The sequence below is a fragment of the Acinetobacter sp. 129952 genome, from assembly GCF_056642055.1.
This window is the reverse complement of the sequence record NZ_JBWVSU010000004.1, coordinates 67,277-86,943: the sequence shown is the minus strand read 5'-3', so window position 1 is coordinate 86,943 and position 19,667 is coordinate 67,277. Positions and strand designations below refer to the sequence as shown.

Genomic DNA, 19,667 nt, shown 5'->3' with positions numbered 1-19,667 from the left:
TCATAAAAAAGACCCTATCAAAGGGTCTTTTTTATTCACAATTGCTTATGCTTTTTGCACTTTTTCTTCAGCCAGGAAGAACCAAGTTTCAAGTACCGAGTCTGGGTTTAAAGACACAGAGTCGATACCTTGTTCCATTAACCATTGTGCAAGATCTGGGTGATCGGAAGGACCTTGACCACAAATACCGACATATTTGCCAGCTTTACGACATGCTTGAATTGCAAGAGAAAGCAACGCCTTAACTGCAGGGTCGCGCTCATCAAATAGGTGAGAGACAATACCCGAGTCACGGTCAAGACCAAGCGTTAATTGTGTCAAGTCGTTTGAACCAATAGAGAAACCATCGAAATGTTCAAGGAATTGATCTGCCAATAAAGCATTGGTTGGAAGTTCACACATCATGATCACTTTAAGGCCGTTTTCACCGCGCTTAAGACCATTTAATGCAAGAAGTTCAATTACACGTTTCGCTTCAGCAACAGTACGAACAAATGGAATCATGATCTGGATATTGGTTAAACCCATTTCATCACGTGCCTTTTTCAATGCACGACATTCAAGTTCGAAGCAATCACGAAAGTTATCAGAAACGTAGCGACTTGCACCACGGAAACCTAGCATCGGGTTTTCTTCTTCTGGCTCGTATAACTTACCACCGATCAAGTTTGCATATTCGTTAGACTTGAAGTCTGACATACGAACAATGACTGGCTTGTCTGCAAATGCAGCAGCAAGTGTCGAGATACCTTCAACCAGTTTCTCTACATAGAATTCAATTGGAGATGCATAACCTGCAGTACGCGCCATGACTGCTGCACGTGTTTCACGTGGAAGGCTGTCAATATTGATTAATGCTTTCGGGTGAACACCAATCATACGGTTAATAATGAATTCAAGACGCGCCAGACCAATACCTGCGTTTGGAATTTGAGCAAAGTCAAATGCACGATCCGGGTTACCCACGTTCATCATTACTTTAAATGGAAGAGCAGGCATAGACTCAATTGAATTCTTTTGAATTTCAAAATCTAGTGCGCCTTCATAGATAAAGCCAGTATCACCTTCAGCACAAGACACAGTCACTTCCTGACCGTCTACAAGAACTTCAGTTGCATTACCACAACCCACGATTGCAGGAACACCAAGCTCACGTGCAATAATTGCTGCGTGACAAGTACGACCACCACGGTTTGTTACAATCGCAGCTGCACGTTTCATGACTGGTTCCCAATCCGGGTCAGTCATATCAGATACAAGAACATCACCGTCTTGTACTTTGTCCATTTCTTTAATAGACGTCACAATGCGGACTTTACCAGAACCAATGCGTTGACCGATTGAACGGCCTTCACAGATCACAGTACCGCGTTGTTTCAACAGGTAGCGTTCCATGGTGCCGACATTTTCACGGCTTTTTACAGTTTCAGGACGCGCCTGAACGATGTAAATCTTGCCATCATCGCCATCTTTTGCCCACTCGATGTCCATTGGTGCACCGTAGTGGTTTTCAATGATCAGCGCTTGTTTAGCAAGTTCTTGTAATTCCTGGTCGTTTAAAGCGAACTGTTGGCGTTCAGCTTTTTCAACATCCACGACAACGACAGATTTACCTGCAGATGCTTCTTCACCATAAATCATTTTCTGGTGCTTAGAACCCAGGTTGCGACGAAGGATCGCGTGTCGGCCTGCATTTAAAAGCGGTTTAGAAATATAGAATTCGTCCGGGTTAACTGCACCTTGAACGACCATTTCACCCAAACCATAAGATGCAGTAATGAATACTGCATCACGGAAGCCTGATTCAGTATCTAGCGTAAACATCACACCTGCAGCGCCAGTTTCTGAACGAACCATGCGTTGTACACCAGCAGACAGGGCAACTACATCATGGGCAAAGTTTTGGTGTACACGGTATGAGATTGCGCGGTCGTTGTACAAAGATGCAAACACTTCTTTGATTGCGATCAGAACGTTATCGATACCACGAATGTTCAAGAAAGTTTCTTGCTGGCCGGCAAAAGAAGCATCCGGCAAATCTTCTGCAGTTGCAGAAGAACGAACGGCAACCGCGATGTCAGGGTTGCCGTTAGAAAGTTCTGCAAATGCTGTACGAACTTCTTGTTCTAATGCAGGCGTAAGTGGAGTATCCACAATCCATTGACGAATTTTTGCGCCAGTTTCAGCAAGTGCATTTACATCATCAACATTGAGTGCAGCAAGCTCTGCATTGATTTTAGCGTTTAGGCCACTTTGCTCGAGAAATTCACGGTAGGCATCGGCAGTCGTTGCGAAACCACCTGGCACAGATACACCAGCATTTGATAAGTGGCTGATCATTTCGCCTAGTGATGAGTTTTTCCCACCGACCAGCTCAACGTCGTGCTTCCCTAATTTTTCCAGACCAATTACGCGCGCTTCCAAAGTTGTTACTCCACTTTTGCAGTATTAATCACTATCTCGGCATGAGAGTATAGCAAATCATCTAGGTTTTTGATTTTACTAAGCGACAGTCATGTAAGATCGGTTTACTATAAAGATTATATAGCACTAAGACAAATGTTGGAGGAGAATTTTAATGTCGGAAGGTAAACAAATTCAGCGTAGTGTTTTCTTTATTTCAGATGGTACCGCCATCACCGCTGAAACCCTTGGACACTCGCTGTTAGCGCAGTTTCCGCATGTGAAATTTGACATTCATATTATCCCTTACATTAGTTCCGAAGAAGCGGCTACAAATGTGGTGGCAGAGATCAATGCAAGAGCTCAAATCGACGGTGAAAAACCGCTGGTATTTGATACCCTAGTTGATCCCTATGTGCGCGACATTATTAATACTGCAAATGCAGTAAATCTCGATGTATTTGAAGGGCTTATTAGTAAGTTGGCTGATGAATTAGGCACGATTCCTACAACTTTAGTCGGGCAGACCCACGCGGTGACCGACTCTGAGTCTTATAAGGCCCGTATTGATGCTGTTCATTTTGCTTTAGATAACGACGACGGCGCACGTACCCGTCATTATGATAAAGCTGACCTGATCCTGATTGGTGTATCGCGTTCAGGTAAAACCCCGACCTCTATTTATCTGTCTTTGCAGTTCGGTATTCGCGTGGCGAACTATCCACTGACTGAAGAAGATTTGGATGATAACCGACTGCCAGCCGTGCTGCGACCGCATAAAAACAAGCTGTTTGGCCTGATGATTGATGCGGAACGCCTTGTGGCCATTCGTTCTGAGCGTAAGGCCAATAGCCGTTATGCCAGCTTTAGTCAGTGTCAGATGGAGTTGCGTGCGATTGAAGGAATTTATATTTCGGAAGGCATCAAGTACCTGAATGTGTCTGAAATGTCGATTGAAGAAATCTCAACACGTGTGTTGCAAATGACCGGTTTAAAACGTCGAATCGGTTAAGAAACCAGCCAGAGCCAAACTGTGGTTTGGCTTTGATTTATAGCTAAAAATTACAAGTAAGCATTGATTAATCGAAATAATGTATGAATTTTATAATTCTAAGAAAATACCAACTATCATATTCTGAAATATAAAAGAGTCTTCTTTGCTCATTCTGTTGAATAAATAATCATGTCGGTTCTTGATACGTAAATAAAAATCTCATTATCAGCTTACCAATTTTTCATTTTTACTCGCCAGCGTGAGTTATTTTTCTGCTAAATAAGTATGAATAATGATATCGACCGGATGCTGTTCACCATTAATACAATGAATTGTATTTTCCGAAATTTTCAGAATCGGCCAGGTAATCAGGCGGCAATTTTCACGTTGTAGGGCAGCATAATAATGATCTGATTTCAGATAAATTTTACGGGAAGATGCAAGATTTGGCATTAACTGGCGTCTTAGCCACAAATTCTGCACCTGATTTTCTAAAAACCGCAGAGAAAGCAAGCTTTTAATGCGGTTGTTAAATAAGCGGCGATTTTTACCAATCAATGGGTGATTAATAATTCGTTGCAGAATTCGGTCGGAACCGGGCAGTACAAAAGCAGGATTAATCTGGAAAACTTTTACCGAACGGGCATGTTGACTGATTTTATCCAGCTGGCTCACGGTAAACTGATCCGTGCCAATAATCGCAATATCTTTATCTGCATAACCCAATTTTAACAGTTCGGAAGAGGGCACTTTAATTCCATTAAACTGCTGAAAATGTTCGGGGCGATTTTCAAAAATACCAGCGTGTGGATCATGCTTGGTAGACATTAGAATTCCTTGAATTTATTTAATAATTAATTTTCTTTGTATGAGATATAAACAAAAACTCAAGCCAGGGTAAAGTGAAAAATTTAACTTAGACAGTCATCTATTTGACCAAAATATAAAATCTGATTTTATTGAAGACTGAATGGATTTACAGGCGATCCAAAAGGAATGACTTTTAACTTGCTGAGATGGATGAAGGAAAAGAAGTGAAGTATTCGTTCAAGAAAGAAGCTTTTTAATAGAAAAGGTCAATAAAAATGATTTTACTGGGATGTTTCTTTTAGTCATTTATCTTTAAAGATGAAAAACATCTACCCATTGCTGAGAATAGGTAGATGCAACTCTTATTTACTGACCATTTTTAATTTGCATCAACAGCTCAAAGTTATGTAGGCGTTTGTCAGTGTCATAGATGTCGCAAGTAAAGATAAACTCATCCACGTCATATTTGGCTAAAAGCGATGCCAGACCGGCTTTAACGGTTTCTTTGGAACCGACCTGAGCCATGGCAAAGAAATTATCGACTGACATTTTTTCCGGCGGCGACCACAGACCTTCCATCGAATCAATTGGTGCTTTAAGTTTTAGGCTTTGCCCACGAATCAGTGATAAAACCCGCTGATAGGCACTGGTCGACAGATATTGTGCTTCTTCATCGGTATCTGCGACACAGGTCGGTACGCCCATCGATACATAAGGACGATCGAGATATTCAGACGGTTCAAAGTTTTCACGATATAATTGAATGGCCTGACCCAGCATACGCGGGGCAAAATGCGAAGCGAAGGAATAAGGTAGGCCGAGTTTTGCTGCCAATTGCGCACTAAACAGACTGGACCCTAATAACCATACAGGTACATGCGTGCTTTGACCCGGCGTCGCTACGATACGCTGATGTGGTTCTGGATCTTTAAAATATTGCAGAATTTCCAGAACATCCTGCGGAAACTGATCTTCGGTTTCCTGACGGCCACGACGTAGGGCACGCATGGTCATTTGATCGGTGCCCGGAGCACGGCCCAAACCCAGTTCAATCCGGTCCGGATAGAGCATTGCCAAGGTGCCGAACTGTTCAGCCACGACCAGCGGGGCATGGTTGGGCAGCATAATTCCGCCAGAGCCTAAAGTTAGGGTTTTGGTATTCGCCAGTAAATAGCCTAAGAGAACTGCGGTTGCTGAACTGGCAATACCATCCATATTATGATGTTCTGCTAGCCACATCCGGCGATAACCCAATTTTTCTGCTGTTTGGGCAAGTTCCAGCGCATGGTTCAGCGCGAATTGAATGCTCTTGTCGTCACGAACAGGAACCAGTTCGAGGATAGAGAACTGGGTATCGTTAAGCGTACGCATAGTATTACTCTTAAATAGACATCTCTAAAAGCATACGACTTTAGAGTGTATTTGTATATCGAAAAAAATCGATATAAGTGTAAACCAAAAATAAAGGCAAAAAAATAAGCATCCGAAGATGCTTATAAAGGAGGAAAGAATAAGAGGAGAGAGAGTCTTAACGACGACGGTTGTTATAGCGATAATCGTTATAACGATAGTTACGAGAAGAGTTATAGCGACGTTCGCTGCGGTCATCATAACGACGGTCTTCGCTAACTTTCTTACCTAAAGCTGAACCACCTGCTGAACCCAGTGCCGCACCGATGTAACCACCATTGGTGCCTGCCATGTTTCGGCCAACTGCATAACCTGCACCGCCACCTAGGGCACCACCGATAATCGCACCATTACGGTCACGTTTATTTGCTGCTACAGCGGCACCCGCACCACCACCAATCGCTGAACCGATTGTTGCACCAGTAGTACCGCCCATTTTATTACCGACTGCGGCACCAACGACACCACCCAAAGCAGAAGCCAACGCTGTATTGGTTGTATTGCCTGCATTGGCAGCTGTCATACCCATAGCTGAGGTTGCTACAACAGCGATCATTAGAGATTTATAGTTCATGAGGACACCTTTTATATATCTAGCTATATTTTGTTGATGAGATAAATTTAATCTAGCAAGCGCCAAACAGCATGGAGGCAGTGTTGGCGAATTGTGATTTTTATCTCCTTAATTTATTCATGATGTGGACAGGATAATCCCATGTATTAATTGAAAATTCACGTAGTAAAGCAGTAATAAAAAAGCACCAAAAGGTGCTTTTCATGTTAAAGGTAGCGTCTGGTCTAAACTGCCTGAGCGCAAATTAACGGTAACGTTTTTTCCAGTGTTTAGAGCGTTTTTCAGCTGCTTTATCTTTGGCAATCTTGTTACCCAATGCAGCACCACCGGCAGCACCCAAAGCTGAACCGATATAACCGCCGTTAGTACCGCCCATATTTTTACCTACAGTATAACCTGCACCGCCACCTAGGGCACCACCAATGGCAGATTCAGTACGGTTTTTCTTGCTGCTTGCAACTGCTGCGCCGCCAGCACCACCTAAAGCAGCACCAATGGTTGCGCCGGTATTACCACCCATGTTTTTACCTAATGCTGTACCTGCAACACTACCTAAAGCACTTGCTGCTGCAACACGCGCTGTACTGTCGGCATGTGCGTTTACGGTCATCATTGAACCAGCAGCTAAAACTGTACTCATTAAAAGTGCGTTGAGTTTCATGTTATCACTCCGTGTCCATCTACAGGACTGTAGTTATTTCGATGCGGAAAATGTAACAAATCATGCCCAAAACAATATGAAGATGTTTCTTCATAATTCCCTGCTTTATTTGGCGAATTGTAAAATCAGCAAGAAATAAGAATAAGATCGACTATAAAAAAGTCAATTCCACTGTTTTTAATCATATTTGTTAACAAATGCTGTAGAGCACGAATGATAGCAACGCGGACTTACTCAATAATGATGTTCATTAGAAGCCAGAGTCGTTAAACTAGGCGCAATTTTTTGATTTCGCTGTGCTAAATCGGTTTTTAGTCGCAGCCTATGTTTGAGATTTTTTAGAAAATGAAAGAATCGTTACGTTTACGATTAGACCAACTCTCTGACCGCCATGAAGAATTGACCGCATTACTGGCTGATGTAGAAGTCATTTCTGATAATAAGCGCTTCCGTCAATTGTCACGTGAGCATAATGACTTAACAGAAATCACCAATGTCTGGACCAAGTACAGACAGGCTGAAGAAGACATTGAAACAGCTCAGGCCATGCTGTCAGATCCGGACTTTAAGGAAATGGCGCAGGAAGAAATTAAAGAGAATAAAGCTTTAATTGAATCGCTTGAAGCAGACCTGAACATCTTGATGATTCCGAAAGATCCGAATGATGCCAACTCGGCTTATCTTGAGATTCGTGCCGGAACCGGCGGCGATGAAGCTGCGATTTTCTCAGGCGATTTATTTCGTATGTATAGTAAATATGCGGAAAACCAAGGCTGGCGTATTGAAATCCTCTCTGAAAATGAAGGCGAGCATGGCGGTTATAAAGAAGTCATCTGCCTGATTAATGGTGACGGTGTTTACGGTCGTCTAAAATTTGAAAGTGGTGCGCATCGTGTACAGCGTGTACCAGCGACCGAATCACAAGGCCGTGTGCATACCTCAGCATGTACCGTTGCGATTTTGCCTGAAGTGGATGTGGATACTTCCGTTGAAATTAATTCAGCTGATTTACGTATTGATACCTATCGTGCCTCAGGTGCGGGTGGTCAGCACATTAACAAAACCGATTCTGCAGTACGTATTACTCATATTCCAACCGGCACCGTAGTGGAATGTCAGGATGAGCGTTCACAGCATAAGAACAAGGCCAAAGCGATGGCACTGCTGGTATCACGTTTGGAAAATGCCAAACGTGCAGCAGCAGATGCAGCAACCTCGGAAATGCGTCGTGACCTGGTGGGTTCGGGGGATCGTTCAGAACGTATCCGTACCTATAACTATCCGCAAGGTCGTATGACAGATCACCGCATTAACCTGACTTTATACAAGCTGGATGCCGTGATGGAAGGTGATTTGACTGAATTGCTGGACAGCCTGCATCGCGAATATCAGGCGGATCAATTGGCCATGCTTGCACAGCAGAATGGTGGATAATGAATATTTTACAAGCCTTGGCTTTACGCGGCGAAGCTGAAAGTTACGAACGTCAGGAAAATGCCTGGTTACTGGAACACATCACCAAGATTGATTCATTTGATCTGCTGATGAAAAAGGATCAGGAGTTAACGCCGGAACAGGAACAGGCGTATAAAGACGGATTGGCGCGTATTGCTGCCGGTGAGCCTTTGGCTTATGTCATTGGTTCACAGCCATTCTGGACTTTAGACTTCAAAGTGACCAAAGATACCTTGGTGCCACGTCCGGATACTGAAGTGCTGGTTGAGACTGTGTTGAAATTGGATCTGCCTGATGATGCCCGTGTGGTGGATTTGGGTACAGGTACTGGTGCAATTGCCTTATCACTGGCATCTGAACGTTCTAACTGGACACTAACCGCTTCCGATATTTACGAGCCTACGCTTGAGGTGGCGAAATATAATGCGGAACAACATGATATTGAGAATGTGGAATTTGTTCTGGGTTCATGGTTGAAACCATTTGGCCGTCAATTCTTTGATGCCATTGTATCGAATCCACCTTATATCGATGCTGATGATGTGCATATGCAGAATCTGGCGACTGAACCGGAACGTGCGCTGGTGGCAGATAAAAAGGGGCTGGCCGATATTGAAATGATTATTCTGCAAGCCAAGAAGCATTTGACTGTCAATGGTTGGGTGGTGCTTGAGCATGGTTATGATCAGGCAGACGCCGTACAACATCTATTTAAACAGGCGGGTTATAAGCAAGTCCGCACGGTTAAAGATTATGGCGGGAATGATCGCGTAACTTTGGGTCAATGGCCACATTAATCTGTCATCTATCTTTATAAAAAAGCGACCGATGTGGTCGCTTTTTTATTGGATTTTTTCTTTATAAATTCCTGACTGCATCTGAAACCTTAAGTATTTTGAATGATATGACGCCAACGCAGTATAACTAAAAACAAAAAAGCGATGCCAGAGCACCGCTTTCGAGGAATACTTAAAAAAGAATTACATTGGATAGTCTTGTAGACAGTCATAGACTTCTACCTGATCCAAACTGCCAGTTTCCATTGCCAGACAAAGTGCCACAACTTTCAAAGTGTCCGCCAGAGATCTTTCATCTTTCAAGGCAATACCTTGTTGTAATTCATTGATACGTTCTGCCGGAATTTCAAGGGCCTGAGCCGCTTCCACAGCATCTACCTGATTAAAGAAGTGCAGAATTGCATCTTTCAGTTCTGCATCCGATGCATTTAAAATCCCTTGATTCAACTGTTCTGTAATGAGATCAGTCGAAGAAAATAAAGCTTTAGAGAAGTTTTGGACAAGATTTTGCCCAAGCACATCAGTCATCTTTAACATGGAGATACCTTCAACTAGAAAGGAAAATGGAGAGTACAGCCAATAGCAAAAGTGCTATAAATTGAATGAAAAATAATCTATTTCCGGGTGAATTGCAAAGCTTTCTGGGTGACTGTGTAGTCCTGCTAATATATATTTTAGGGCTTGAAATATATAATCATAATAAAAATAAATGTTTAGAATCCAAGTATTTTTTCGGTAATATTTTTAAAGTCTAAATTTATATAAATTATCTAATATTATTTTGTCGATACGCGCCTGGACTGACGCCAGTCCACTTTTTGAATGCACGATGAAATGCACTGGATTCCTGAAAATTAAGCTGATCGCTGATCTCTTGTAAACTTTGTTCAGTACGGGTCAGTAACTCAATGGCGGTATCCCGGCGTATCTCATTTTTTAATTGCTGATAGCTGACACCTTCACTTTTTAAACGCCGTTGCATGGTGGCTTCAGACATATTCATTTTTAAGGCTAGTTCATTCAGTTCCAGCCATTCTGCCGGCGAAACCTGTAGCAATTTTCGGCGAATCTGGGTGCTCAAGGCATAGGGGTTTTTAAAACGCACCAATAAATTTTGTGGTGTTTGCTGAATAAACTGATACCAAGACTGAGTATCCTGTTTAATCGGCAGTTGCAGATAGCTGGCATCAAATTGCACGTAATTTTCGCTGGCCTGATATTCAATCTGTTCACAGAATCGAACTTTGTAATCAAAATCATTCAGTGGTGCTGCACATTTCAATTGAATCTGATTAAGCAAAATCCGTTGTCCACTTAACCAGCAGATCAGGGTATGAATCAGCATCAGATAAGTCGCATAACTAAACATGCGTTTGGTTGTTTTTAAATCATAAATCACGATATAGGCATAGTGTTCCTCAACCATGAGCGTGCTTTGCAGGTCGTCCAAAACCAAGTTGAGAAATTGCAGAATGTTTTGCAGCGCTTTTTCCAGTGTATCTGCCTGCATAACCATTTTCGAAAGCAATTTAAAACTGCCACGACGCATGGCATGGCTGTCCATGCCAAAAAATTCGTCATTCATGCTGTCTGCAAGCACAGTCCATAATTGGGCAAATTGGCTGACCGACACGCGTGCCTTGGGAGCATTTAATACTTCTGCTGGGATATTGGCTTTTTTCAAAATGGCAGGGATATCAAATTGCAGCCGTTTGGCATCCAGCAATGCTTCGTTCACTAGGTCAATCGAGATGGTGCCTTTGCTATATTCCAGTGCAGGCTTATGCATATTCAGTCTGACATCCTTGTTTTCATTGTTCAAATACATCATGCAAGATGCAATATTTGGAAATTGTACAGAATAAAAACTCTGTTTACTCTGCATATTAAGTCGTATCTGAAATAGAAAAATCGCTAGGAAATAAACATGAACATTCAGGGAAAAGTTATTGTGATCACTGGTGGTGCCTCAGGTTTGGGTGCAGCTACAGCGACTCATTTGGTTGAACACGGTGCTAAAGTGATTCTGGTCGATATGAATCAGGAGCAGGGTCAGGCATTACAGCAGCAACTGGGTTCACAGTCTGAATTTGTACAGCTCGATGTGACCGATGAACAGACAGTTGAAGCTTTCTTCGCTCATGTTGAAAGCACATATGGCCAACTGAATGGTTTGATCAACTGTGCCGGGATTGCGCCATCCGCCAAAGTATTGGGTCGTAACGGCATCCATGAATTGGCAATGTTCCAAAAAGTGCTGAATATTAATGTAAACGGTACTTTTAATATGTTGCGTCATGCGGCGGCTTTAATTGCAAAATATGAGCTGCAAGCTGGTGAAGAAGAACGTGGCGTGATTGTGAACACCGCTTCGGTTGCCGCTTATGACGGCCAAATTGGTCAGACTGCCTATGCGGCTTCTAAAGGTGCAGTAGTCGCAATGACTTTACCTCTGGCACGTGAACTGGCCCGTGAAGCGATCCGTGTCATGACCATCGCGCCGGGCATTATGGAAACTCCGATGCTGAAAGGCATGCCGCAAAATGTCCAGGATGCTTTGGGGCAAATGGTGCCGTTTCCACCACGTCTGGCAAAACCACAGGAATTCGCCCAATTGGTGGGGCATATCTTTGAAAATAGCTATTTAAATGGTGAAGTCATTCGTCTGGATGGCGCAATCCGTATGGCACCAAAATAATTCATTAAATAAACACACTTTCTTTGACTCATCAAAATGGCAATGACGTGTCAGGGAAAGTTGCATGCTGAATTTGCCGAATACATCCAAAAAAACATCAGATTTTGAAAATTAAAAATTCTTTGCTGATGCTGGATATAAAAAATAAAGAAGGGAAATACCCGTGATTTTAAATGATGAACAAAAAATGATTCAGGACATGATGCGCAATTATTCGCAGCAGAAACTGAAACCGACAGCGGCCTTACGCGACAAAACGGCACAATTCCCAGCACAAGAACTTAAAGAACTCGGTGAGCTTGGCGCATTGGGTATGACAGTGGCTGAAGAATGGGGCGGTGCAGGTCTGGATTATGTGTCACTGGTCTTGGCGCTTGAGGAAATTGCCGCAGGTGATGGTGCAATCTCGACGATTGTCAGTGTGCAGAATTCTTTGCCTTGTGGCATTACTCAGCGTTATGGCACAGAGGAACAAAAACAGAAATATCTCACCAAACTGGCAACAGGTGAATGGCTCGGCTGTTTCTGTTTGACAGAACCTCAGGCCGGTTCGGATGCCAGCTCGCTGGAATGTAAAGCCGAACGTGATGGCGATGAATGGGTGTTAAATGGCACCAAGCAGTTTATCACGACAGGTAAACATGCACAGATTGCACTAGTCTTTGCTGTGACCGATAAATCCGCAGGGAAAAAAGGTATTTCATGTTTTCTGGTGCCGACCGATGCACCGGGTTATATCGTGTCACGCCTAGAAGAGAAAATGGGTCAGCATTGTTCTGATACCGCGACCATCGTTCTGGATAACTGCCGGATTCCTGCTGCCAACTTGCTAGGTCAGGAGGGTGAAGGTTATAAAATTGCCTTGTCGAACCTTGAATCGGGTCGGATCGGCATTGCGGCACAATCTGTCGGTATGGCTCGGGCTGCACTGGATGCTGCAGTGGAATATGCCAATGACCGTAAAGCCTTTGGTGTAGAAATTGTGCAACATCAGGCTGTGGCGTTCAGGCTTGCAGATATGGCGACACAAATTGAAGCCGCACGTCAGCTCGTTTTGCATGCTGCAACATTAAAAGATGCAGGCTTGGCGTGTTTAAAAGAAGCATCGATGGCAAAACTGTTTGCATCGACTATTGCAGAAAGAGTCTGCTCGGATGCGATCCAGATTCATGGTGGCTACGGTTATGTCTCTGATTTTCCGGTCGAGCGAATTTATCGTGATGTGCGAGTGAGCCAGATTTATGAAGGTGCATCAGATATTCAACGACTGGTGATTGCACGTGAAGTGTGTCAACGCTGATTGTTAAATTAAAAAAACAGACTTTGATTGATGTTCAAATCCTGCACTTACATTGATGGATATGGAAATTGCAGGATTCAACTGAACATGATGATCTAAAGACATACAGTACGAATAATCGAAAAATAAGCCTTATCCATGTTCTAGTCCTAGGGCATGAATGCAGATTTGAAAAAAGTATGCTGATGGAATCAGCAGGAACAACAAATACAAATGGACAAACTCAGGCAAGGTCGCCTGAAAAATACAATAGGAAAGAGGTTGTCGTCATGAAGACACTAGAGCAGGCATATGCTGATTTTAATTTTGAAAATATGGTTCAGGAACATCTGGTTGGAAATGCAGAGAACATCAATGCGTATACCGAATGCTGTGGTCGCTACCTGGGTCAAAACCGAACTGCACTGAATTGGGAAGGCAAAAACGGAGATGCAGAGCAGTGGACCTTTGAACAGCTGGCCGTAGCTTCAGGACAGCTGGCCAATTATATGCATTCTCTGGGTTTAAAAGCCGGTGACTGTATTGCAGGATTGCTGCCAAGAACGCCAGCACTCTTAATTACCATATTGGCCACCTGGCGTATCGGTGCCATTTATCAACCTTTATTTACTGCCTTTGAAAGCAAAGCCATTGAACATCGTATCAGTACCGCTGGCAGCCAGTTGATCGTTACTGATGAAGAGCAGCGACTGAAACTCCATGATCTCAATGTTCCTAATATTCTGACTGTGCATCAGGCAGCAGCAGATGATTATCAAGATGCGGACTTCTGGATAGCCTTACAGCAACAACCGGAAGAGTTTGAACCGGTAAATTGCCAGTTTAATGATATTTTTCTAATGATGTTTACTTCAGGTACGACAGGCTTAGCAAAATCGGTTCCTGTGCCTTTAAAAGCGTTATTGGCCTTTAAAGGTTATATGCTGCACGCTGTAGATCTGCGAGATGAAGATTTCTTCTGGAATCTGGCAGATCCGGGCTGGGCGTATGGACTGTATTATGGTATTGCAGGGCCGTTGAGTTTAGGGCACAGCATCATCATGGATGAACGTGGCTTTAGTGTCGATAACGCCGTACAAATCATTCAAAAATATCAGGTCAGCAACCTTACCGGTTCGCCAACCGCATTTCGCATGTTCTTTGGCTTTAAAGAAAAATTTGATGCAGGCATCAGTTCACATTTACGCGTGGTAAGCAGTGCAGGTGAGCCGCTCACGCCTGAAGTGATTCAGTGGTTTAATCATGATTTAAATGTGAATATTTATGATCAATATGGACAGACTGAACTGGGTATGGTGATCGCCAATCATCATGGCTTGGAGCATTATAAAAAAGTTGGTTCAGCCGGTTTTGCTATTCCTGGGCATCGTTTTGCTGTATTGGACAAAGAACATCAGGAAGTAGAAAAAGGCGGGATTGGAACCTTGGCAATTGACTGTGCAGCTTCACCGTTGATGTGGTTTGAAGGCTATGCAGGGCATAACCGCAAGTCATTTGTCGGGCAGTATTATCTCACTGGTGATACCGTGAAGCTGAATGAATATGGCGGTATTGATTTTATTGGGCGTGCAGACGATGTCATTACAACCTCGGGCTATCGGGTTGGGCCTTTTGATGTAGAAAGTACCTTGCTTGAATGTGAGGAAGTGCTTGAATCCGCAGTCGTTGGAAAGCCAGATCCAGAACGAACAGAAATTGTGAAAGCCTTTGTAGTGCTTAAATCGGCTTATCCTGCTACTGAAGATTTAATGTTGAAACTGCAAAGTTATGTACGTTCACGCTTATCCAAACATGCCTATCCGAAAGAGATTGAGTTTGTAGAAGCTTTGCCTAAAACATCGAGCGGCAAAATTCAGCGCAATTTACTCAAACAGCAGGAAATAGCCAAAGTCCAAGAGATGAAGCGAGTCAGTTAATTTAGTTAGTTAGTTTCTCAAATTAGTTTTTTGATTGAATGCTAAAAGGTTGCCATGTCAGCCTTTTGGTTTTTTAGGAAATAAATCTTCTACTTAAATTTTAGTCAGATATTGAGCTGATTTTCCCAAGCTTATATTTTTAAGAGAGCAGATTAAGGCAAGCAAAAATTATAATTTTTTATGTCATTACAGTGGAATTACATTGATATTTAAAATTAAATATATCAAAAAATTAGCCTCTTAATTTCAAGAGGCTAAATCTCATTCATTACCAGATATTACTTTGTAGATTCACTTTTTGATGTTCTGCATGCGGTTCGCCCGCTTCACCAGTTACGCCGCCTTTTAAGGCTTTAAAAAGCTGGGTGACTTTGTTGTCTGTCACATTCCAATATTCTGCGCTGATTGCTTCAGCAATCAATACCCGTACGGTAGGATCATCTTTGCCTTCAAACCAGTTTTCTGCCCACGGATTCCACAACTGTTCAATCAGAATGCGGTCAGTACTGATCTGGGCATGTGCACTAATCGACACGTAAATACCATCTGATGGTTTTGCAAAAGACAGACCAATCTGACCACGGCCTGTTTCTGCTGCTTTGACCAGATCATTGGTGTTACGCAGGATGAAATATAAGTTTTGACGTTCATTCATCTGCTCGGAGTTCAGCATGGTCATCGGCTGGGAGTGTATTTCATGTGTGTCGGTTAAATGGCTGATCATGGTGTAACGAACATCCTTGATCAATTCCCATAATTTTTCACGATTATCATGTTGAGTATTGTTATGCTCGGTCATGTATGTTCTCCATACGATTTTATGAAAGCTGAAAAGATTGCTTGGTATTTTCAGATTAATCATATTTAGAGACAGATGCCTTAGGTCTCACTGAACTCATACATTTTCATACTCAAATATAGGCAGAGACTACAGAATTGCTAAACAAGACAGCTCGATTTACAGGGAAATTTAATAACAAAGATTTTAAAAACTTCAGGTCTGACACCTTTTATAAGTTAGAAAAAGCTGTTTGCCGGAACCATTGAATTGAGGTGATTCAAAAAATCTTGCCAAGCCATAGCCGCTGCATCTTGATACCGAGCGTTTAGCTGATATGCTAGTTGCCATCAACGATGGCCGAACCATTTATTGATGTGCTGTGAATTGAATGTGAGATTGATATTCCAGAGATTTATCAGTCCTTAAAGAATTCAGTAAAGCTAATTTTTGCGATCATTGTTAAAAATTTTCGAAACAAGGAAAGACGTTGTCTACATTTAACATGGATGCCATATCCCCAGAATTCGAACTCACCGATGCTGAACTGCATCTGTATAGCCGTCAGATTCTTCTGGATGGCTGGGATATTGACGCGCAGGAGCGACTGAAATTTTCTAATGTCTGTATTATTGGTTGTGGCGGAATTGGCTGTGCACTGGCAGAACTTCTGGCGCGCGCAGGTGTAGGGAAAATCACCCTGATCGATCCAGATACCATCGAGATGAGTAATTTACAGCGACAACTGGCATTTATGCCGCAGGATATTGGATTTTATAAGGCAGAAACTCTGGCCAAAAGACTGAGTCAGGTTAATCCTAACGTACAAGTTGAATATGTGAATCAGGCCTTAACGGCTGAGAATGCAGCGCACTTGATTGAGCATCAGGATCTGGTGCTAGATGGCTGTGACCAGTTTACCACACGCTATCTGGTCAATCAGATTTGCGTGGAGCTAAATGTGCCCTTATTGAGTGCTTCTGCGATTGGCTTGCAAGGTCAGCTATTTATGGTCGAAGGGGATTCCGCCTGTTATGCCTGCCTGTTTCCGCCAGAAAATCAGGCCGATGAAAGTCTGCGCTGTGCAGATTCCGGTGTACTGGCCACCACACCGAATGTGATGGCCAGCTTACAGGCACATCATGCCTTGTTATATCTGGGATTAGGTCAGATACCACTTCGACAAAAGCTGTTGTTGTGGGATGGGCTGAGCTTTAAACAGCGGATTCTTGCTTTCGAAAAAGATACAGATTGCCCAATCTGTCAGGCAAGATAAGCCTGCAAAGTGAATTTTTTTGCTACACTGCGTTTAATTAATTTTTCCTAAGACATTATGAAAAACAATATCTGGTTAGATGGAATACGTTCAGTTGCCCGTATGGGAGAAACAGCAGTCGTTGCGGCAAAGGCGGGCTTTAAATATGCCACTGAAAAGCCGAGCAATGCCAAACTGATGCGTGAAACTTTTGAATCCTTAGGTTCAACTTATATCAAGCTGGGTCAGTTTATTGCCAGCACACCGTCACTGTTTCCACGTGAATACGTTGAAGAATTTCAGGGTTGTCTGGATCAGACACCACGCTTGCCGTTTAGCTATATTCAGCAAGTGTTGGCTTCTGAATTTGCAGGACGTAATCTGGATGAAATCTTTGCATCAATTGACGAAACCCCATTAGCCTCTGCATCTATTGCACAGGTGCATGCGGCCAAATTGGTGTCTGGCGAAGATGTGGTGATTAAGGTACAAAAACCGGGTGTAGAGACCATTTTGTACACTGACTTGAACGTCCTACATTGGGCAACCAAGTTACTGGAAAAAGCAGTCCCTAAAGTCAAGTTTGCTTCACTGGCTGACATTGTCGAAGAAATCAAAACCCGTATGGTACGTGAAGTTGATTTCATTGAAGAAGCCCAGAATCTGGATGATTTCGTTAATTACCTGAATATCACCAACAATCAGGCAGCCACTGCGCCGAAGGTTTATCATCAATATTCGACCCGTCGTGTGCTCACCATGCAGCGTTTATACGGTGTGCCTTTGACAGATTTTGAAGTGGTCAAAAAAGTATCCAAAGATCCATCTCAAGTACTTATCACTGCGATGAATACCTGGTTTGGCAGCTTGATGATGTGTAACAGTTTCCATGCCGATCTGCATGCAGGCAACCTGATGCTACTTGAAGATGGCCGTGTCGGTTTTATTGATTTCGGTATTGTCGGTCAGCTCAAGCCTGAAGTATGGACTGCCTGTATGGCATTTATGGATTCATTGCAACATACCAATTATGAGCTGATGGCGCAAAACATGCTGAAAATGGGTATGACCGCTGTGCAGATAGACACCAAAGTTTTGGCTGCTGATCTAGAGCGTTTATTCAGTGGCGTGTTGATGGCAGATCCACAGGAATTGTTAACGTCGAATCCTGCTGACCTGAACGATATCATGATGGATATGGTGGCTGTGGGTGAGCGTCACGGGATCCGGTTCCCGCGTGACTTTGCCTTGTTGTTCAAGCAAATGCTGTATTTCGACCGTTTCATGCGTATTCTGGCGCCGTATACCGACATATATGCCGATCAGCGTTTGCAAATGGTGCAAAGCATGGATCCGAATCTGCTGTTAAAGCATTAATCTTAAACCCTATCTAGACTTGGAAAAATCCCCCTAAATCCCCCTTTTAAAAGGGGGACTTTAAAAGCTCCTCCCTTTGTAAAGGAGCTTGAGGGGGATGTGGTCAGTATTAAATTCTCGAGCAATCCAATGGACGCCATTATTATTGAAGGTTTAAAGGTTGAGACAGTCGTGGGCTGCTTTAACTGGGAGCGTCAAATTATTCAGCCTCTAATGCTGGATTTGACCATTCAAACCGATTTAGAACAGGCATCAAACTCAGATGCACTTGCAGATACACTGAATTATGCAGAAATTTGTGAGATTTCCAGCAAAGTCATTCAAGATGCCAAGCCTGAATTGATTGAACATGCAGCAAAGTTAGTGCTGAATGCACTTTTTACTACCTTTACAGCAATTGAATCGATTAATATTACGATCCGTAAGCCTGCCATTATCGCGCAAGCCAATTCTGTAGGGATACGTCTTGAACGCCACCGAAACGATTTTCGCCCTAGCATTAGCGAGTAATTGTCATCCTCAGCAACATTTTCAAGCTGCACAGCAACGTATTTCCGAATGGGGAGAAGTTCAGTTTTCTCCCATTTATATGATTCCTTGCCGCGATGGCATCGGCGCAGATTACTGGAATGCAGCGTGTTTATTGCGAAGTTCGGTGTCTAGTGAAGGCCTGATTGAGCTGCTCAAACAGCTGGAACAGGCATCAGGGAGAGTGCGTCCATCTCATCAGATTAGTTTGGATGTTGATTTGATTGCCTGGGGATTAGATCTTCAACATATGCAGTTTAATGAAAAAAAGTTGCCCTTGGCTCTGGATGTGAAAGTGCCCATGTTTGATATCTGGCATGATGCCATGTTCGAGCATGGACGACATAGCTTCCCAACAGTTGAACAGCTGATTTAAATCAAATCACCTAATTTTTTGCTCATAAATTTTATCCAGTAAGAATGATTAACCAGCCTGATCAAACAAGATCAGGCTTTTTTTATGATTCAATTTTTTGTTTTAGATGAAAAGAAAAATTCAGATAAGATGAGGTGCTTAAGTATAGAGCTCATTTAAAAATGAAAATATTAGAAATCTTGGTTTCGGTGATTTTAATCCTTGGGATTCTTTATGTGATCCAATGGGGATTTCATGGTTTTCCGACGGGAAATTAATATTTGATTGATTTAAAGCTCTGGAATTTATTTTAAGATCAGTAAAAACCCTCAAAGCAGTAAAAATGCATCATCGCT

Annotated in this window: 18 protein-coding genes; 10 read left to right on the top strand and 8 right to left on the bottom strand. The window is 42.8% G+C overall.

The window, feature by feature from the left end; all coding sequences use genetic code 11:
• Positions 1–45: 45 nt before the first annotated feature.
• Positions 46–2,424, bottom strand: a complete 2,379-nt coding sequence (gene ppsA / locus AC1IR0_RS06035) for a phosphoenolpyruvate synthase (RefSeq protein WP_004278782.1) — start codon at positions 2,422–2,424, stop codon at positions 46–48.
• A gap of 154 nt (positions 2,425–2,578) precedes the next feature.
• On the opposite strand from ppsA, the gene ppsR reads away from it, so the two are divergent.
• The gene (ppsR, locus tag AC1IR0_RS06030) at positions 2,579–3,415 is read left to right on the top strand and encodes a posphoenolpyruvate synthetase regulatory kinase/phosphorylase PpsR (RefSeq protein WP_004278781.1); all 837 of its coding nucleotides are present in this window, start codon (positions 2,579–2,581) and stop codon (positions 3,413–3,415) included.
• A 246-nt stretch (positions 3,416–3,661) separates the two neighbouring features.
• Here the strand turns inward: ppsR and AC1IR0_RS06025 are convergent, their stop codons facing one another.
• The 4 genes from AC1IR0_RS06025 to AC1IR0_RS06010 form a co-directional block, all read right to left on the bottom strand.
• Positions 3,662–4,225: an NAD(P)/FAD-dependent oxidoreductase gene (locus tag AC1IR0_RS06025; RefSeq protein WP_004278780.1), complete on the bottom strand. Its 564-nt coding sequence runs from the start codon at positions 4,223–4,225 to the stop codon at positions 3,662–3,664.
• Between the two features lie 348 nt (positions 4,226–4,573).
• Entirely contained in the window at positions 4,574–5,578 is a 1,005-nt protein-coding gene (locus AC1IR0_RS06020; protein WP_409653708.1) for an LLM class flavin-dependent oxidoreductase, read from the bottom strand.
• Positions 5,579–5,735: 157 nt separating this feature from the next.
• A complete protein-coding gene (locus tag AC1IR0_RS06015; protein WP_004278778.1) occupies positions 5,736–6,191 on the bottom strand; it encodes a hypothetical protein in 456 nt (151 codons plus the stop codon).
• A gap of 244 nt (positions 6,192–6,435) precedes the next feature.
• Positions 6,436–6,852 (bottom strand): glycine zipper domain-containing protein, encoded by a 417-nt coding sequence (locus AC1IR0_RS06010; protein ID WP_004645401.1) that lies wholly within the window; start codon positions 6,850–6,852, stop codon positions 6,436–6,438.
• A 345-nt stretch (positions 6,853–7,197) separates the two neighbouring features.
• Here AC1IR0_RS06010 and prfA point away from each other — a divergent pair, with 345 nt between their 5' ends.
• Together prfA and prmC are read left to right on the top strand one after the other, a co-directional pair.
• A complete protein-coding gene (prfA, locus tag AC1IR0_RS06005; RefSeq protein ID WP_409653713.1) occupies positions 7,198–8,286 on the top strand; it encodes a peptide chain release factor 1 in 1,089 nt (362 codons plus the stop codon).
• Positions 8,286–9,104: a peptide chain release factor N(5)-glutamine methyltransferase gene (gene prmC, locus AC1IR0_RS06000; protein WP_409653716.1), complete on the top strand. Its 819-nt coding sequence runs from the start codon at positions 8,286–8,288 to the stop codon at positions 9,102–9,104. Before prfA ends, prmC begins: the two co-directional genes overlap by 1 nt.
• A gap of 183 nt (positions 9,105–9,287) precedes the next feature.
• Here the strand turns inward: prmC and AC1IR0_RS05995 are convergent, their stop codons facing one another.
• Both AC1IR0_RS05995 and AC1IR0_RS05990 read right to left on the bottom strand, forming a co-directional pair.
• Positions 9,288–9,641 carry a hypothetical protein gene (locus AC1IR0_RS05995; protein WP_004645396.1) on the bottom strand — a complete coding sequence of 118 codons (354 nt, stop codon included), beginning with the start codon at positions 9,639–9,641 and terminating at the stop codon, positions 9,288–9,290.
• 229 nt (positions 9,642–9,870) lie between these two features.
• Positions 9,871–10,893, bottom strand: coding sequence for an AraC family transcriptional regulator (locus AC1IR0_RS05990; protein ID WP_180181375.1), 1,023 nt, complete (start codon positions 10,891–10,893; stop codon positions 9,871–9,873).
• Positions 10,894–11,031: 138 nt separating this feature from the next.
• Here AC1IR0_RS05990 and AC1IR0_RS05985 point away from each other — a divergent pair, with 138 nt between their 5' ends.
• The 3 genes from AC1IR0_RS05985 to AC1IR0_RS05975 all read left to right on the top strand — a co-directional run bounded on the left by AC1IR0_RS05985 (position 11,032) and on the right by AC1IR0_RS05975 (position 15,018).
• Positions 11,032–11,802 carry an SDR family NAD(P)-dependent oxidoreductase gene (locus AC1IR0_RS05985; protein WP_148334492.1) on the top strand — a complete coding sequence of 257 codons (771 nt, stop codon included), beginning with the start codon at positions 11,032–11,034 and terminating at the stop codon, positions 11,800–11,802.
• A gap of 163 nt (positions 11,803–11,965) precedes the next feature.
• Entirely contained in the window at positions 11,966–13,102 is a 1,137-nt protein-coding gene (locus tag AC1IR0_RS05980; RefSeq protein ID WP_409653719.1) for an acyl-CoA dehydrogenase family protein, read from the top strand.
• A gap of 269 nt (positions 13,103–13,371) precedes the next feature.
• On the top strand, positions 13,372–15,018 hold the full coding sequence (locus AC1IR0_RS05975) for an AMP-binding protein (protein WP_409653722.1): 1,647 nt from the start codon (positions 13,372–13,374) through the stop codon (positions 15,016–15,018).
• Between the two features lie 268 nt (positions 15,019–15,286).
• On the opposite strand, the gene AC1IR0_RS05970 is transcribed toward AC1IR0_RS05975, so the two are convergent.
• Positions 15,287–15,817 (bottom strand): pyridoxamine 5'-phosphate oxidase family protein, encoded by a 531-nt coding sequence (locus tag AC1IR0_RS05970; RefSeq protein WP_005247254.1) that lies wholly within the window; start codon positions 15,815–15,817, stop codon positions 15,287–15,289.
• A 484-nt stretch (positions 15,818–16,301) separates the two neighbouring features.
• On the opposite strand from AC1IR0_RS05970, the gene AC1IR0_RS05965 reads away from it, so the two are divergent.
• From AC1IR0_RS05965 to AC1IR0_RS05950, 4 genes are all read left to right on the top strand, one after another.
• Complete coding sequence (locus AC1IR0_RS05965) at positions 16,302–17,072, top strand: HesA/MoeB/ThiF family protein (protein WP_216986630.1); 771 nt, start codon at positions 16,302–16,304, stop codon at positions 17,070–17,072.
• Between the two features lie 57 nt (positions 17,073–17,129).
• Entirely contained in the window at positions 17,130–18,428 is a 1,299-nt protein-coding gene (locus AC1IR0_RS05960) for an ABC1 kinase family protein (protein ID WP_004278767.1), read from the top strand.
• Between the two features lie 129 nt (positions 18,429–18,557).
• Complete coding sequence (gene folB, locus AC1IR0_RS05955; RefSeq protein ID WP_004645388.1) at positions 18,558–18,938, top strand: dihydroneopterin aldolase; 381 nt, start codon at positions 18,558–18,560, stop codon at positions 18,936–18,938.
• Positions 18,895–19,332 (top strand): 2-amino-4-hydroxy-6-hydroxymethyldihydropteridine diphosphokinase, encoded by a 438-nt coding sequence (locus AC1IR0_RS05950; protein WP_409653727.1) that lies wholly within the window; start codon positions 18,895–18,897, stop codon positions 19,330–19,332. The genes folB and AC1IR0_RS05950 overlap by 44 nt, the downstream gene beginning before the upstream one ends.
• Positions 19,333–19,667 lie beyond the last annotated feature (335 nt).